We start from the raw sequence: 15,311 nt of genomic DNA, 5'->3' as shown, positions 1-15,311 counted from the left end.
AAGCACTTATGAGTGCTAAGTTTGGCGAGATTATAGGGAGTTAATGGTATCTGTTCCAGTGTAAACAAGATAAGTCTCATTTTTTTCGAAGCGTTTCGCATAAAAACGATGTAACGAGGAAAATCGTAACGAGGGAAATCAGACAAGCATACTTATCCCCATACAAAATCTCCCCATGCCAAAAGCGGGCAATGAAAACATCCATCGCCCGCTATCATCAATCAAATACCCGCATTAAACGGCACGGAATGAGATTTCTGTTGGTATCTTCTCACCTTGCCAATACATCTGCGCTGAAATATTCGCGGCAATTTCGCGATAAATATCTGTAAATTCACTATCAGGATCACTGATAACCGTTGGCTGACCACGATCCAGATCTTCACGCAGTGAAATATGCAGAGGGATTTGTCCCAATAATTTACAGTGATATTTAACCGCCAATTTTTCTGCCCCACCCGTACCAAAGATAGGTTCCGAATGACCACAGTTGCTGCAAACATGCACACTCATGTTTTCGACAATCCCCAGTACAGGCACCTTCACTTTCTGGAACATGACGATACCTTTCATTGCGTCAATCAAAGCAATATCCTGAGGCGTTGTTACCACCAGCGCCCCCGTTACCGGGATGTTTTGTGACAAAGTGAGTTGAATATCACCGGTCCCTGGCGGCATATCGATAACCAGATAATCAAGATCCGGCCATAATGTATCCTGTAACATCTGCATCAATGCCTTACTAGCCATTGGGCCACGCCATACCATTGCATTATCGTCTGTTACTAAATAACCAATAGAGTTAGTGGCAAGACCATGCGTCATGATCGGCGCCATATGCTGCCCATCCGGAGAAGTCGGGCGCTCTTTGGAGGTTCCCAACATACTCGGAACAGAAGGGCCGTAGATATCTGCATCCAGAATACCGACCTTTGCCCCCTCTTGAGCCAATGCCAGCGCCAAGTTTACGGCGGTGCTGGATTTACCCACCCCGCCTTTACCTGAGCTGACAGCCAAAATATTACGGACGCCATTAATTCCCGGCAGATCATTAGCACGACGTAATGTGCTGATATCATGGATCAATTTCCATGCCACCGATTTTGCGCCGGTTACCGCCTGTAATTTTTCCGTTGTCGCCGCTTTTAACGCTTTAAAGCCGCGTTGCCAGACAAACGGCATCAGTAATTCAATGTGCAAAACACCATCAAGCATCGTACAGTGATGTAAAGCTTTCAGTGTTATCAAATCACGTTCTAGTGTCAGGTGTGTAAAAGTAGCAAGTATTTTTGTTACCTGAGATTTCAGCAGGTCAGGATTGGTCTGCTCGGGGGATTGTGAGTTCATCCCGGCTCCTTTAATGATTATCATTAGCTAAAAACCATCTCTCCATCATAACAGAACCCAAAGCGTTCAGATAAGATTGGCGACAAAAACCCGCTTCCCGTTCGCTGATTCAATTTTTATCCCATAAAACGCACTAAGATTGAGCCTTACCCTAGCGACAATTTTTTTAATCGGTTAACATCAAACTTCCTTTTTCACTTATTGGAAGTCAGATCCTTACTATGTCTCAAGTCGCAAAAAAATTATTGGTGACGTGCGCGTTGCCATATGCTAACGGTCCAATCCATCTCGGTCACATGCTGGAACATATCCAAGCAGATATTTGGGTCCGTTTTCAGCGAATGCGCGGCAAAGAGGTTCACTTTATCTGTGCCGATGACGCTCATGGAACGCCAATCATGCTGAAAGCTCAGCAAATGGGTATTGCTCCTGAAGAGATGATCGCCACGGTGAACCAAGAGCATCATCAGGATTTTACTGGCTTTTCAGTGAGCTATGATAACTATCACTCTACGCATAGTGAAGAGAACCAAGCGTTCTCAACGAAAATCTATCTCGAACTGAAAAAAAACGGCCATATTAAGAATCGTACTATTTCTCAGTTATACGATCCTGAGAAGAATATGTTTCTGCCGGATCGCTTTGTCAAAGGAAGCTGCCCGAAATGTAAGGCAGAAGATCAGTATGGTGATAACTGTGAAGTTTGCGGTTCGACTTACAGTCCGACTGAACTAATCAGCCCCCGTTCTGCCGTCTCCGGCGCGACGCCAGAAATGCGTGAAACAGAGCACTTCTTCTTCGATTTGCCTGCGTTCAGTGACATGCTGCAAGCCTGGACCCGTTCCGGCGCATTACAGGAACAAGTTGCCAACAAAATGCAGGAATGGTTTGAATCCGGTTTACAACAGTGGGATATCACCCGTGACGCCCCCTATTTCGGTTTTGAAATTCCTGATGCGCCGGGCAAATATTTCTATGTCTGGCTGGATGCCCCTATTGGGTATATGGGTTCTTTCCAAAACCTGTGTGACAAACGCGGCAATCTAAGCTTTGATGAGTTCTGGGCAAAAGATTCCACTACCGATCTATATCACTTTATCGGTAAAGACATTGTTTATTTCCACAGCCTATTCTGGCCGGCCATGTTGGAAGGCAGCGGCTACCGTAAGCCAACCAATGTGTTTGTTCACGGCTATGTCACCGTCAACGGCGCGAAGATGTCCAAATCCCGCGGTACTTTTATTAAAGCCAGCACTTACTTGGATCATCTGGATGCAGACTGTTTGCGCTATTACTACGCAGCCAAACTCTCTGCTCGCATTGATGATATCGATCTGAATCTGGAAGATTTTGTTCAACGTGTTAACAGCGATATCGTTAATAAAGTTGTTAACCTGGCCTCCCGTAATGCAGGCTTCATTAATAAACGCTTTAACGGCGAGCTGGCGGATAAACTGGCTGATCCGGCGCTTTACCAACAGTTTATTGATGGGGCAAAGGTGATTGCAGAAGAGTTTAATAACCGCGAATTCAGCAAAGCAATCCGCGAAATCATGGCGCTGGCTGATTTGGCAAACCGTTATGTGGATGAACAAGCGCCGTGGGTGGTGGCAAAAGAAGAAGGCCGTGATGCCGAGCTTCAAGCTATCTGCTCAATGGGCATCAACCTGTTCCGCGTTTTGATGACTTTCCTGAAACCCGTTTTGCCAAGTCTGGCAGAACGCGCAGAGGCTTTCTTAAATACAGAACTCACCTGGCATGGTATTGAACAACCGTTGCTGGATCATCAAGTTTCTGCCTTTAAAGCCCTGTTCAATCGCATTGATATAGATAAAGTGAACGCTATGGTCGCGGCATCTAAAGAGAGCATCAACACACCACAAAAAGTCAGCGGTCCACTGGCGGAAGATCCGATTCAGGACACGATCACCTTCGATGATTTTGCCAAAGTTGATATGCGCGTCGCCCTTATTAAACAGGCTGATTTTGTCGAAGGCTCGGATAAGTTGTTGAAACTGATGCTGGATCTAGGTGGCGAAACCCGCCAGGTATTCTCTGGTATCCGCTCCAGTTATCCTGATCCAAAAGCGCTGGAAGGCCGTTTAACCATTATGGTAGCCAATCTAGCACCGCGCAAAATGCGCTTTGGTATTTCGGAAGGGATGGTTATGGCGGCCGGACCTGGTGGAAAAGATATCTTCTTACTCAGCCCTGACAGCGGCGCCCAACCCGGTATGCAAGTGAAATAATAGTCAATTTATTTCATTAATATTTTTACCCACGGGGATCAGCAATGATCCCCGTTTTTTTGGTGTGATCTATGGCACATTCCCAAGGTTAATTGTATGATGAATACCTCACCAGAATTAGGAATTTTGCTATGTCGTTTCGTGAAGTACTGATTATTGGTTGGCAGTACCTGCGAGCATTTGTTCTGATTTATTTGTGTTTGCTGACAGGTAATGCCATTTCTTCCCTATTACCCATCATTATTCCCGGCAGTATTATCGGCATGTTGATATTGTTCGTTTTATTAGCTTTTCAACTAATTCCTGCTCATTGGGCAAAACCAGGCTGTAGTCTGTTACTAAAAAATATGACTTTGTTGTTTCTGCCTATCGGCGTCGGCGTGATGAATTATTACGATCAACTCAGCCAACAGATAGTTCCGATTGTTTTTTCATGTCTGATCAGTACCGTAATCGTTATGATTATCGTGGCTTACAGTTCCCATTATGTTCATCGTGAACGCCCGATTATGGGTTCCGCATCAGAAGTTAAGAGTGAACAACAAAGACAAGAGAAATAAAAATGTTAAGTCACATTTGGTGGTCGCTGCCATTAACATTAGTTGTATTCTACACCGCAAGAAAACTGTCGCTACGATTCAAAATTCCTATTCTGAACCCCTTATTGGTTTCTATCGCCATCATTATTCCAATATTGTTAATAACCCACGCTCCCTATGAACACTATTTTGCCGGCAGCCGAATTCTAAATGCTCTACTCCAGCCCGCCGTAGTTGCGCTGGCATTTCCTTTATATGAGCAGCTACATCAGATCCGTGCCCAATGGAAGTCCATTATTAGCATCTGTTTTATCGGCACTATTGTCGCTATGGCGACAGGCACTGCTATTGCCTTATGGATGGGAGCAACGCCTGAAATGGCCGCTTCGATATTACCTAAATCCGTCACAACACCAATAGCAATGGCAGTAGCTGATGCCATTGGCGGTATTCCGGCAATCAGCGCTGCTTGTGTTATTTTCGTCGGCGTTTTCGGTGCAATATTTGGTCATAACCTGTTCGATCTGTTACAGGTAAAAACCAAAGCGTCCCGCGGTTTAGCAATGGGAACAGCATCACATGCTTTGGGTACTGCCCGCTGTGCAGAAGTTAATTTCGTTGAAGGCGCGTACAGCTCATTGGCATTGATGACCTGCGGTATCATTACTTCACTAACAGCGCCCTTTATATTCCCGGTGCTGTTATACCTATTTAGCTAGTTTAGCTGTTAGGAAATTTGATATTAATCGCTTGATTACTCACTGCAATTACATAAGTCTCATTCATCTATACCCTATGGATTTCAAGTTGCATCGCGACGGCAAGGGAGCGAATCCCCGGGAGCATAGATAACTATGTGACCGGGGTGAGTGAGTGCAGCCAACAAAGAGGCAGCTTGAAAGATAACGGGTATATATGACATTAATCACATTACAAATATAACCAGACAACTTAGAATGATCTTAAGTTAATTCGGAGATCACACTATGCAAGCTCGTTTTCATCCTATCTGGGTACAGTTACCCCCTAAACTACAGGATGCCCTTTTACCTTACGCAGGAAACAATGACTTTCCTGCCATGCTCACGGCTAAACAGGCTGAATCTATTAAGAAAGCCTGCGGTTTTGACGATAACACCCTGGCTGTCGCCCTGTTGCCGCTTGCAGCGGCATGCTCCCTGACACCAATCTCACATTTTAATGTTGGCGCCATTGCCCGCGGAAAAAGTGGAAATCTCTATTTTGGCGCGAATATGGAATTTGCTGGCGTACCACTACAACAAACGATTCATGCTGAACAATGTGCGATTACCCACGCTTGGTTATTAGGTGAGAAAAAACTGGCGTCTGTTACTGTGAATTACTCTCCGTGCGGCCATTGCCGCCAATTTATGAATGAACTTAATAGTGGCTCCCAATTAGAGATTCACCTGCCAAAGCAAGTACCTTCAACATTAGGTCATTATCTGCCAGATTCTTTTGGCCCAAATGATCTGGGCATCAAGACGTTGTTGATGGACCCGGTTAATCATGGTTATAAACTAGAAACCACGGATACATTAGTCCTGACTGCATTAGATGCAGCAAACCAGAGCTATGCCCCATACAGTAATTCCTACAGTGGCGCCGCGCTTTTAGGAAAAGATGGAAAAATTTATCCTGGGCGTTATGCAGAAAATGCCGCGTTTAACCCAAGCTTACCCCCATTACAAGCAGCGCTAATTCTGATGAACATTTCTGGTGGTGATTGCCTGGCTATCGACAGAGCTGTGTTGGTTGAGGAAAAAAACTGTGATTTATCCCAACGGAGTGCAACTCAATCCATACTTGCTACGCTCGGTTGCAGCAAATTTGATTACTACACTTTCTGAATCCAGTGGAAAATTCATTTTTCCCTCTATGCAGATAGAGGGTTTTCCGCTATAAAAAACAATTACCGTAACATTTTATTAGCTAACTCTGGATGTTATCTCTCATTTTTACTCATAATACCTCTAATTAAGTAACATTTACTGTACATATTTTTCCTATCTCTTAGGATCTATAGCTAACCTTGTTATCCATTTAGTTCAAAGAGTAAGATTCATGGAACTGGAACACGAAAGTAAACGTCCACTATATATTCCCTATTCTGGCCCAATGCTGTTGGAATTTCCCCTGCTGAATAAAGGCAGCGCTTTTACTGAAGAAGAACGCAGCAACTTTAATCTTTACGGTTTATTACCGGAAGCGGTCGAAACCATCGAAGAACAAGCTGAACGTGCTTATCGACAGTATCTTGATTTCAAAAATGACGCAGATAAGCACATTTATCTGCGAAATATTCAGGACACTAACGAAACCCTGTTCTACCGCCTGCTGGATGCGCATTTGAACGAAATGATGCCAATCATCTACACGCCAACCGTTGGCGAAGCTTGTGAGCACTTTTCCGATATTTACCGCCGTGCCCGTGGCCTGTTCATCTCATATCCAAACAAAGCACATATTGATGACATGCTGCAAAATGCGACCAAACAAAATGTAAAAGTCATTGTTGTTACCGATGGTGAACGTATCCTTGGTTTGGGCGACCAAGGCATTGGCGGCATGGGTATTCCTATCGGCAAACTCTCCTTGTATACCGCCTGCGGTGGTATCAGCCCAGCTTATACACTGCCAGTCGTGCTGGATGTCGGCACCAACAACCCGCAACGCCTGAATGACCCGCTATATATGGGCTGGCGTCACCCGCGTATCACGGGTGAAGAGTATGATGAATTTGTAGACGAATTTATTCAGGCTGTTAAACGCCGTTGGCCAAACGTGCTGCTGCAATTTGAAGATTTCGCACAAAAAAATGCCATGCCTCTTCTTAATCGCTATCGCCACGAGATTTGTTGCTTTAATGATGATATTCAGGGAACTGCCGCCGTTACGTTAGGTAGCTTAATTGCTGCCAGTCGCGCGGCGGGCCGTCAATTGAAGGATCAAACTGTTACTTTCCTCGGCGCGGGTTCCGCCGGTTGCGGCATTGCAGAACAGATCGTCGCCCAGATGAAATCAGAAGGGTTAAGCGAAGAACAGGCTCGTGCCCGTATTTTCATGGTTGACCGCTTCGGTTTGTTGACAGACAAGCTGCCAAATCTATTGGATTTCCAGAATAAGCTGGTACAGAAAAGCGACTCATTGGCTAAATGGGATGTAAACAGCGATGCCATCTCGCTGCTCGATGTTGTCCGTAATGCTAAACCGACGGTATTGATTGGTGTTTCAGGTCAGTCCGGTTTGTTTACAGAAGAGATCATCCGTGAGATGCATAAACACTGTGAACGTCCAATCGTCATGCCATTATCGAATCCAACTTCCCGCGTTGAAGCCCGTCCTGAAGATATCATCAACTGGACGGATGGCGCGGCTCTGGTTGCGACAGGCAGCCCATTTAATCCGGTAAAATATAAAGATCAGGAGTATCCAATCGCCCAATGTAACAACGCCTATATCTTCCCTGGAATTGGTCTGGGCGTCATTGCATCAGGGGCCAAACTGGTTACTGACGGTATGTTGATGGCAGCAAGCCGGACGCTGGCGGATTGTTCACCTCTAGCCCAACAAGGTCAAGGCCCGTTACTGCCACTTATTGATGATATTCAGGAAGTATCACGCAAAATTGCTAAACAAGTCGCCAAAGAAGCACAAATACAGGGCGTTGCCACTGTTACCTCAGATGGCGCGCTGGATGAAGCAATTGAGCGCAACTTCTGGAAACCTGAATATCGCGTGTACAAACGTACTTCATTCTGATTTTCATTGCTAAAAATACTTAAAAAGCCTGTTAGTAAAAGTAAACTAACAGGCTTTCTTCCTAAAGAGAAAACTTGCTTAGAAATTTCAGGTAAAGTAGCCTTTAACAAATTCAGTCATTAATGTGTATAAAAAGGCAAAAGCATGTGGAAGCGCCTGATAACTGGTCTGTTATTCATCACAGTGATGCTGATACTGACAGCTATCGCACTTGACCGCTGGATTAGCTGGAAAACAGCCCCCTATGTCTTTGATGATCTCAAACAACTTCCTAAACGCGAAGTGGGTATAGTGCTTGGTACGTCTAAATATTACCTTTCCGGCGCCCCAAATCAGTACTATATGTACCGTATCCAAGGAGCCGTTAACGCTTATAACAGCGACAAAATTAAATATTTATTACTTAGTGGCGATAACGCTCAACAGAGCTACAACGAACCAGTCACCATGCGCAGAGATTTGGTAAAAGCGGGCATTCCTGCTGCAAATATCGTCTTGGATTTTGCGGGTTTCAGAACACTTGATTCAATAGTCAGAACCCGAAAGGTTTTTAACACTAATGATTTTACGATTATCACTCAACGATTTCATTGCGAGCGAGCACTGTTTATCGCTATGCATATGGGAATTACCGCCCAATGTTATGCAGTTTCTACACCTAAAAATATGGTTACTGTTCGATTACGGGAAATCATTGCTCGCCTCGGCGCCCTGACTGATCTTTATATTCTGAAACGTGAACCTCGTTTCCTCGGCCCTCTGATCCCCATTCCAGCTCCGCATAAGGTACCAAAAGGCATGACTGATTACCCCGCCGTAACCCCGGAAGAATTACGGGTAATGGATAAAACCCAGATTAAGCCGATCGGGCCAACACCGCCGTCATCTCACGCCACCGCCGTTCTACCGGCCCTTGCGGGTAACGGCGTAACCACCAGCATGAAAACAGAATATTCACCGCCCAAATAGGAAGAATAAATGCAAGTAATTCCAAACGGCTAAATTGACCAAAAAACCCAAGATGATAAAACAACAGAGTGCAAATTAAGGTTTGTAGCAAGTAATTACTCATCGCCATTCGTCCAACCTGACTGAGCCAGTAATTAATTCGCCAACATGAAATAACCGGCCAGAAACCATATATCAAAGCCATATAACCCAGTGCCTGAAATGGCGTTACCAACTCAGCAAGGATATAACCGACAATACCTGACCAAAAGTAATCCCAATTATGGATATATTGGAACACGACAGAGAATATCTGAACAGCAACACTGAGTGGTATCAGCAATAACGCCACATTTCGATAATGGCTTACTGAAAATTCACCTTTTAACCAACCATTACGCACTAATCCCGCACCACATAACATCATGCCGATAAGCTGCCAGCCATACTGAACAAACAGCATAACCATCATCAACATGACCTGATTGAAACGCTCTTTTACTGCCAACCATCCACCAGACGTTTTCCAATATGTTTCATATAACATATGGAATTCCGTCGGCTGCCAAGAAATATCATTAGATCCGCCACGGGAAAGAAAGCCAAGAATAAACAATAGCGCTAATCCGATCAGATAAAAAATAGCGCCTTTCATAAATAACCTACTGCTGGCGCTATTTTGGCTAATCAATTGAAAGCTGAGAAAACCGGCCAAACTATAAGAGAGTAAAATATCGCCATCCCAAAATAGGATGCCATGTCCCACACCAATTAGAGCAAGTATGGTTAACCGTGGATAATTCCAGATTGCGCCCCTTGGTAATAGTAGCTCCAAGGTTGCGCCAAATAAGAAGGCCAAAATACACAGGAACTTCCCCTGAGCAAAAACGTTAAGTACAGACCAGACAATCAAGTCAGTTAAAGAAGCTGAACCATTATATGCCGGATTCAAATAAGCAGCGGATGGCAAAGCAAAACCGGAGATATTGAGTAGCAATATCCCCAGTATTGCCAGACCACGAATACTATCCAGCGAGTCAATTCTCTGGCAGGCCATTCTTATATCCCGATGTAAAAATTACACATGGCGAGTCGTGCGTAAAAACTCTTGACGGGTATTTTGACTAGATTTAAACAATCCACCCAAGGAAGTTGTTGTCGTGGTACTGGTTGCATCACGGATACCCCGCGCTTTCACGCAGTAATGAACCGCATCAATCGATACAGCAACATTATTAGTACCAAGCAGTGTCTGTAATGCAATCAGAATCTGTTGGGTCAGACGTTCCTGTACCTGCGGACGTTGTGAAAAAAATTGCACAATACGGTTAATCTTAGACAGCCCAATAACTTTATCTTTTGGGATATAGGCAACCGTCGCCTTGCCATCAATGGTTACAAAATGGTGTTCACAGGTGCTGGTTAGCGTGATATCACGCACTGTCACCATTTCATCCACTTTCATCTTATTTTCTATCAATGTGATTTTCGGGAAATTACTGTAGTCCAACCCGGAAAAAATCTCATCGACGTACATTTTCGCAATACGACCGGGGGTTTCTGCCAAACTGTCATCACGCAAATCGAGATTCAACAGTTTCATAATTTCCGTCATATGCTCCTCAATACGCGCTTTACGCACTTCCGGCACCAACGCCTGACCACGCAAAGGCGTTTCAAGACCACGAGCTTCCAGCGCCGAATGCACAAGTTCAGCTTCTTTACTTAAGGATGACATTATTTTCTCCAAAGACATTACTTTTCATCATCTGGCGGGTAGTAAAATGGATGTTCGAGTCATGAAGACCATAACTGAAACAATTCACTACTAACAGGTAACTATTGCACACACTGTAAATGAGCACGTGGTGATTATCCAGTGATTGCTTTTCATAATTATATGAATTTTTTACACACGCCCTTCACTGGTCGGCTTATTCCTGTTACAAACCAATAACCCAGCAATGGCCAAAGTAATCAATGCGACATATAACGCAGGCTCCAATCTCCCGGTTATCGCGGTAGAAACCGCTGACAACATCGGCCCAATAAGCTGCCCGACCGCATATCCGGTGGTTAATAACCCGGCCATATAACGGCTATGTTCTGGTGCTAATTCACGCCCATACTGAAACGCCATTTGCACCACACACATAAAACCACCACCAACCAACAAAGAGCTTAATGCCAGACCACCTATTCCCGGAATGCTCTCAGCGATGAGAATGCCCACAGCTTGAATCCATAAAGTGATCGCAAGCCGGATTTGCGTTGTCAGCATATGACGGGTCAAAATAGCGAAACCGATGCCGATAACTGCGGCGGCGCCAAATATTGGCCAGACAAACTGTGCAAATAAGCTGCCGGGGAAACGATCACTTGCCATTTGCGAAAGAAAAGTCGCAGGTAAAATATAACCAAACCCCGCCAGGCTGTAACTCCATACCAACCGCTTAATTGCCGGGGTCAAAATTAGTTTATTCACTTCGACTTGTGAACGGTGTAGCTCGCCACGACGGGGCAAATGCCGACTAATATAGATACTACAAATCAGCGCCAAAATGCCATATAACAACCATGCTTCGGAAGCGCTCACTTGCCATGCCTGAATACCGATAGCAAGGATACCAGTAACGAATATCCCGACTCCCGGTCCCGCAAATATGGCAGCACCCAACGCAGGACGATCCAATTTAACCAACTGTTCATTGGCCCATGATGTCACCAATACCAATGTCCAGCCGCTCGCCCAACCAATAAAAAAACGGGCGATACTGTGCAATATCGCCCCATACAGTAGCGCAGAGAGCAGAGTAATAATCACCGCCCCCCACAATCCGGCCCAAAGCCGATATTCAATCAAACGGCGCGCCCGCATCGCATCATAGGAGCCGGCCAGATATCCCAGATAGTTAAAAGCCGCAACGATGCCTGCCCCGGTCAGACTAAACTGGCATTCCGCGATCATTAAAGGCACTTGAGGAGTAAAGGCAGTACGCCCAATTCCCATCGCGACGACCAGCGCCAAAAATCCACTCATTGCGATATGAAAAGCGAGGTAGCGGTGACTTTGTTGAGGAGAAATTGAATTGTTCATAGCCATAAAATATTATTTTTTTAATTCATTTTTCATAAGCCGTAACAGAAATCAAATACAACATACACTTTTAATTAACAAAGTTCCCAGAAAAACGTAAATTATTTCTGCCCATAAATAAAAAATCAGTAAGCAATTAATTACAGTATCTGGAATATCAGCGTATATGAATTTTCGTACTCTGCTCCACTTATTTACTTTACCTCTAATAAGTTACCACTATTAAGGGTAAATCGAGTTTTACAACACAACATTCGCTGAATTAGTCAGTCTTCCACACAATAATGCCAAAATGGTGCTAACAAGCCTGTCTATAAGAGATATGATTCATCGTGTTATGTACAAATATTAATTTAGGAGCATTTTTATGTATAAAGCATTTCAAGGTAAGACAGCCATTGTAACTGGGGGTGGAACCGGTATAGGACGGGCTATCAGTATTATGCTGGCAAAACAAGGCGCGGCTGTCGCAGTGATCTATTCACAAAGTGAACTTGAGGCGCGGGAAACAACAGAAGCCATTATCAACGATGGGGGGCAAGCTATCGCGATAAAAGCGGATGTTGCCGACGAATCGGCTGTGCAGGCAATGATAAACACCGTCGTGGAGAAATTTAGCGGGATCGACTATCTGGTGAATAACGCGGCGACAACTAGACAACTTCAATTTGAAGATCTCGATGCCATATCTGGCGATATTTGGGATACCATTATTGATGTTAATGTGAAAGGCACATTTTATTGTTGCCGGTATGCGGCGCCTTATCTTAAAGCAAGAACAGGGAGCGCTATCGTGAATGTCGGTAGTATCGCCGGCGAAACGGGCTTAGGTTCTTGTATTCCCTATGCCGCTTCCAAATCAGCGGTTCACGGACTGACAAAATCCTTAGCTCGGGCACTGGCTCCATCGGTCAGGGTTAACTGCGTAGCGCCAGGCGCCGTTGAAACAAGATGGTGGAAAGGGAGAGAAGAGAAAATGCATACGCTTTGTACTTATTTGCCCTTAGAAAGAATTTCAACGCCAGAAGATGTTGCAGAAATAACCTTAATGTTGTTAAAAGCGGAATCGATGACAGGACAAATCATAACAGTTGACAGTGGTCAAACCTTATAATCTCTTGCCCGCTTTCTAACCTGGCTATGACAACAGCATATCCTCTGACGCCAGGTTAATCGTCATGTTCTACGTACTTATCACATGTCGCGGCATTTTGGATAACCGACACCAATATCGCCGCGTTTATGGAACATACGATCAAAATCAAATATCACTCACACCTATGATGATCTCTGCCATAATGCCATTAATAAAAAACGTTATCTGGGAGCTTCACTTATGGATCACTGTCATACCTCTGGATTGATCTCTTTGCAGCAGGCGTTGGAAAAACTTCTGACGCAAGTTACACCACTGACTGACACAGAAACCGTCAACCTCCCGCAAGCATCAGGACGCATCACTGCAACAAATATTATTTCTCCTATCAATGTGCCCCCTTTTGCTAATTCAGCAATGGATGGTTATGCCGTACGCTATGCGGATTTAAATGGCGCCAAACCACTGCCTCTGGCAGGAAAAGCGCTGGCAGGCTCCCCCTTTCAAGGAGAATGGCCGATTGCAACTTGTATCCGCATTATGACTGGAGCGCCGATCCCCATTGGCGCAGATACGGTTATTATGCAGGAACACGCAGAAATTACTGACAATGGCATCGTTTTCACTCAGCCAGCTAAACAAGGTCAAAATATCCGTCTGGCTGGCGAAGATATAACTAAAGGCGCGGTGGTACTACCGGCAGGCAACAAATTATCCACCGCTCAGCTACCCCTGATTGCATCTTTAGGCGTCACCGAAGTTGAAGTGGTTCGCAAATTGAAAGTCGCCATTTTCTCGACGGGTGATGAACTACAAGCTATCGGTCAACCGCTTAAAGAAGGGCAAATTTATGATACCAACCGTTTTGCCATTCGCCTGATGCTGGAGAAGCTGGATTGCGACGTTATTGATTTAGGGGTTATTGCAGACAATCCCCAAGCCTTACGCCATATTTTCGCACAAGCAGATCAAAAAGCTGATTTAGTCATCAGCAGTGGCGGCGTTTCTGTGGGTGAAGCAGACTACACCAAGCAGATACTGGATGAATTAGGCGAAATCAGTTTCTGGAAACTGGCAATTAAACCGGGTAAACCATTCGCTTTTGGCAAACTAAAAAACTCTTGGTTCTGTGGTCTGCCCGGTAATCCAGTTTCAGCCGTTCTCACTTTCTATCAATTAGTTCAACCTCTAATCGCGCGTCTATCCGGTTTTACAGCATGGCAACCCCCTATACGTATGTGCGCCAAAGTCACCACGCCACTGAAAAAGACACCGGGAAGAATGGATTTTCAACGGGGTATTGCTTCGGTGAATGAACAAGATGAGCTAGAAGTTCGTACGACGGGGCATCAAGGCTCTCATATATTTAGTTCATTCGGTCAGGGGAACTGCTTCATTGTTCTGGAACGTGAACGTGGGCGGGTAGAAGTTGGTGAAAATGTTGAAATCGAATTGTTCAATCACTTACTGAAAAATGAATAATGACCATTGAACTCACAGACACAGAAATCCTACGTTATAACCGTCAAATTGTTCTACGTGGGTTTGATTTTGACGGTCAGGAAAAATTGAAATCTTCGACGATCCTGATAGTCGGTGCGGGTGGTTTAGGTTGCGCGGCATCTCAATATTTGACCGCAGCAGGCGTGGGAACAATAACACTACTCGATTTTGATACCGTTTCTCTCTCGAACCTGCAACGGCAGATACTGCATCGGGATGAACGCATCGGCATGGCTAAGGTGCATTCAGCCCAATTAACGCTCCGGGCAATAAACCCACATGTCACGATAAAAACCGTTAACGGATTACTGGAAGATAAAGCGCTAGATGAGCTTATCAGCCAGAACAATGTTGTCTTGGATTGTACTGATAATGTGGCAATCCGCGAACAACTGAACCGCTGGTGTCTGGCAAGGAAAACACCTCTGGTTTCCGGCGCGGCTATTCGCATGGAAGGGCAACTAACTACATTTACTTATCAGCCAGATGCCCCCTGCTACCGTTGCCTGAGCAGGCTGTTTGGCGAAAACAATTTAACATGTGTGGAAACGGGAGTGATGGCGCCATTAGTCGGTACCATCGGTACATTGCAAGCAATGGAAACCATCAAACTCCTTACTGGATACGGCAAAGTCAGCAGCGGAAAAGTTTTACTGTTTGATGCAATGACAATGCAATTTCGTGATATTAAATTATCCAAAGATCCCAATTGCGAAGTGTGCAACAGTTAATCTATCTACCGATAGAAA

General features: G+C 44.8%; 13 protein-coding genes. 9 read left to right on the top strand and 4 right to left on the bottom strand.

Going from position 1 to position 15,311, the window contains the following annotated elements; translation table 11 throughout:
- Nucleotides 1-234 precede the first annotated feature (234 nt).
- Nucleotides 235-1,347 (bottom strand): iron-sulfur cluster carrier protein ApbC, encoded by a 1,113-nt coding sequence (gene apbC, locus EAE92_RS09555; protein WP_040151018.1) that lies wholly within the window; start codon nucleotides 1,345-1,347, stop codon nucleotides 235-237.
- Nucleotides 1,348-1,568: 221 nt separating this feature from the next.
- Between apbC and metG the strand changes: the two genes are divergently transcribed.
- The 6 genes from metG to sanA all read left to right on the top strand — a co-directional run bounded on the left by metG (nucleotide 1,569) and on the right by sanA (nucleotide 8,887).
- A complete protein-coding gene (gene metG / locus EAE92_RS09550; protein ID WP_214067913.1) occupies nucleotides 1,569-3,596 on the top strand; it encodes a methionine--tRNA ligase in 2,028 nt (675 codons plus the stop codon).
- A 131-nt stretch (nucleotides 3,597-3,727) separates the two neighbouring features.
- Complete coding sequence (locus tag EAE92_RS09545; protein ID WP_036814619.1) at nucleotides 3,728-4,156, top strand: CidA/LrgA family protein; 429 nt, start codon at nucleotides 3,728-3,730, stop codon at nucleotides 4,154-4,156.
- A gap of 2 nt (nucleotides 4,157-4,158) precedes the next feature.
- On the top strand, nucleotides 4,159-4,854 hold the full coding sequence (locus EAE92_RS09540; protein ID WP_214067912.1) for a CidB/LrgB family autolysis modulator: 696 nt from the start codon (nucleotides 4,159-4,161) through the stop codon (nucleotides 4,852-4,854).
- 267 nt (nucleotides 4,855-5,121) lie between these two features.
- Nucleotides 5,122-6,006 (top strand): cytidine deaminase, encoded by an 885-nt coding sequence (cdd, locus tag EAE92_RS09535; RefSeq protein ID WP_214067911.1) that lies wholly within the window; start codon nucleotides 5,122-5,124, stop codon nucleotides 6,004-6,006.
- 214 nt (nucleotides 6,007-6,220) lie between these two features.
- Complete coding sequence (locus EAE92_RS09530; protein WP_214067910.1) at nucleotides 6,221-7,918, top strand: NAD-dependent malic enzyme; 1,698 nt, start codon at nucleotides 6,221-6,223, stop codon at nucleotides 7,916-7,918.
- A 144-nt stretch (nucleotides 7,919-8,062) separates the two neighbouring features.
- Nucleotides 8,063-8,887 carry an outer membrane permeability protein SanA gene (gene sanA / locus EAE92_RS09525; protein ID WP_246545112.1) on the top strand — a complete coding sequence of 275 codons (825 nt, stop codon included), beginning with the start codon at nucleotides 8,063-8,065 and terminating at the stop codon, nucleotides 8,885-8,887.
- Here the strand turns inward: sanA and yeiB are convergent.
- The 3 genes from yeiB to EAE92_RS09510 form a co-directional block, all read right to left on the bottom strand.
- On the bottom strand, nucleotides 8,775-9,923 hold the full coding sequence (yeiB, locus tag EAE92_RS09520) for a DUF418 domain-containing protein YeiB (RefSeq protein WP_214067909.1): 1,149 nt from the start codon (nucleotides 9,921-9,923) through the stop codon (nucleotides 8,775-8,777). The two genes, sanA and yeiB, sit on opposite strands and share 113 nt — an antisense overlap.
- A gap of 21 nt (nucleotides 9,924-9,944) precedes the next feature.
- Complete coding sequence (folE, locus tag EAE92_RS09515) at nucleotides 9,945-10,604, bottom strand: GTP cyclohydrolase I FolE (RefSeq protein WP_036777911.1); 660 nt, start codon at nucleotides 10,602-10,604, stop codon at nucleotides 9,945-9,947.
- Nucleotides 10,605-10,775: 171 nt separating this feature from the next.
- The gene (locus EAE92_RS09510) at nucleotides 10,776-11,963 is read right to left on the bottom strand and encodes a YbfB/YjiJ family MFS transporter (protein ID WP_422616051.1); all 1,188 of its coding nucleotides are present in this window, start codon (nucleotides 11,961-11,963) and stop codon (nucleotides 10,776-10,778) included.
- Nucleotides 11,964-12,330: 367 nt separating this feature from the next.
- On the opposite strand from EAE92_RS09510, the gene EAE92_RS09505 reads away from it, so the two are divergent.
- The 3 genes from EAE92_RS09505 to moeB all read left to right on the top strand — a co-directional run bounded on the left by EAE92_RS09505 (nucleotide 12,331) and on the right by moeB (nucleotide 15,293).
- On the top strand, nucleotides 12,331-13,077 hold the full coding sequence (locus EAE92_RS09505; RefSeq protein WP_214067907.1) for an SDR family NAD(P)-dependent oxidoreductase: 747 nt from the start codon (nucleotides 12,331-12,333) through the stop codon (nucleotides 13,075-13,077).
- A 222-nt stretch (nucleotides 13,078-13,299) separates the two neighbouring features.
- Nucleotides 13,300-14,541, top strand: coding sequence for a molybdopterin molybdotransferase MoeA (gene moeA, locus EAE92_RS09500; RefSeq protein WP_214067906.1), 1,242 nt, complete (start codon nucleotides 13,300-13,302; stop codon nucleotides 14,539-14,541).
- Entirely contained in the window at nucleotides 14,541-15,293 is a 753-nt protein-coding gene (gene moeB / locus EAE92_RS09495; protein WP_214067905.1) for a molybdopterin-synthase adenylyltransferase MoeB, read from the top strand. The genes moeA and moeB overlap by 1 nt, the downstream gene beginning before the upstream one ends.
- Nucleotides 15,294-15,311: the final 18 nt, after the last annotated feature.

It is taken from the genome of Photorhabdus hainanensis, from assembly GCF_018448965.1.
GTDB lineage: Bacteria > Pseudomonadota > Gammaproteobacteria > Enterobacterales > Enterobacteriaceae > Photorhabdus > Photorhabdus akhurstii.
This window is presented reverse-complemented; position numbering and strand designations above follow the sequence as displayed.

Excerpts from the sequence above, each read along its gene's own strand:
- cdd (WP_214067911.1), top strand. The coding sequence starts at position 5,122 with ATGCAAGCTCGTTTTCATCCTATCTGGGTACAGTTACCCCCTAAACTA.
- metG (WP_214067913.1), top strand. The coding sequence starts at position 1,569 with ATGTCTCAAGTCGCAAAAAAATTATTGGTGACGTGCGCGTTGCCATAT.
- EAE92_RS09505 (WP_214067907.1), top strand. The coding sequence starts at position 12,331 with ATGTATAAAGCATTTCAAGGTAAGACAGCCATTGTAACTGGGGGTGGA.
- EAE92_RS09510 (WP_422616051.1), bottom strand. The coding sequence starts at position 11,963 with ATGAACAATTCAATTTCTCCTCAACAAAGTCACCGCTACCTCGCTTTT.
- moeB (WP_214067905.1), top strand. The coding sequence starts at position 14,541 with ATGACCATTGAACTCACAGACACAGAAATCCTACGTTATAACCGTCAA.
- EAE92_RS09530 (WP_214067910.1), top strand. The coding sequence starts at position 6,221 with ATGGAACTGGAACACGAAAGTAAACGTCCACTATATATTCCCTATTCT.
- sanA (WP_246545112.1), top strand. The coding sequence starts at position 8,063 with ATGTGGAAGCGCCTGATAACTGGTCTGTTATTCATCACAGTGATGCTG.
- moeA (WP_214067906.1), top strand. The coding sequence starts at position 13,300 with ATGGATCACTGTCATACCTCTGGATTGATCTCTTTGCAGCAGGCGTTG.
- yeiB (WP_214067909.1), bottom strand. The coding sequence starts at position 9,923 with ATGGCCTGCCAGAGAATTGACTCGCTGGATAGTATTCGTGGTCTGGCA.
- apbC (WP_040151018.1), bottom strand. The coding sequence starts at position 1,347 with ATGAACTCACAATCCCCCGAGCAGACCAATCCTGACCTGCTGAAATCT.
- EAE92_RS09545 (WP_036814619.1), top strand. The coding sequence starts at position 3,728 with ATGTCGTTTCGTGAAGTACTGATTATTGGTTGGCAGTACCTGCGAGCA.
- folE (WP_036777911.1), bottom strand. The coding sequence starts at position 10,604 with ATGTCATCCTTAAGTAAAGAAGCTGAACTTGTGCATTCGGCGCTGGAA.
- EAE92_RS09540 (WP_214067912.1), top strand. The coding sequence starts at position 4,159 with ATGTTAAGTCACATTTGGTGGTCGCTGCCATTAACATTAGTTGTATTC.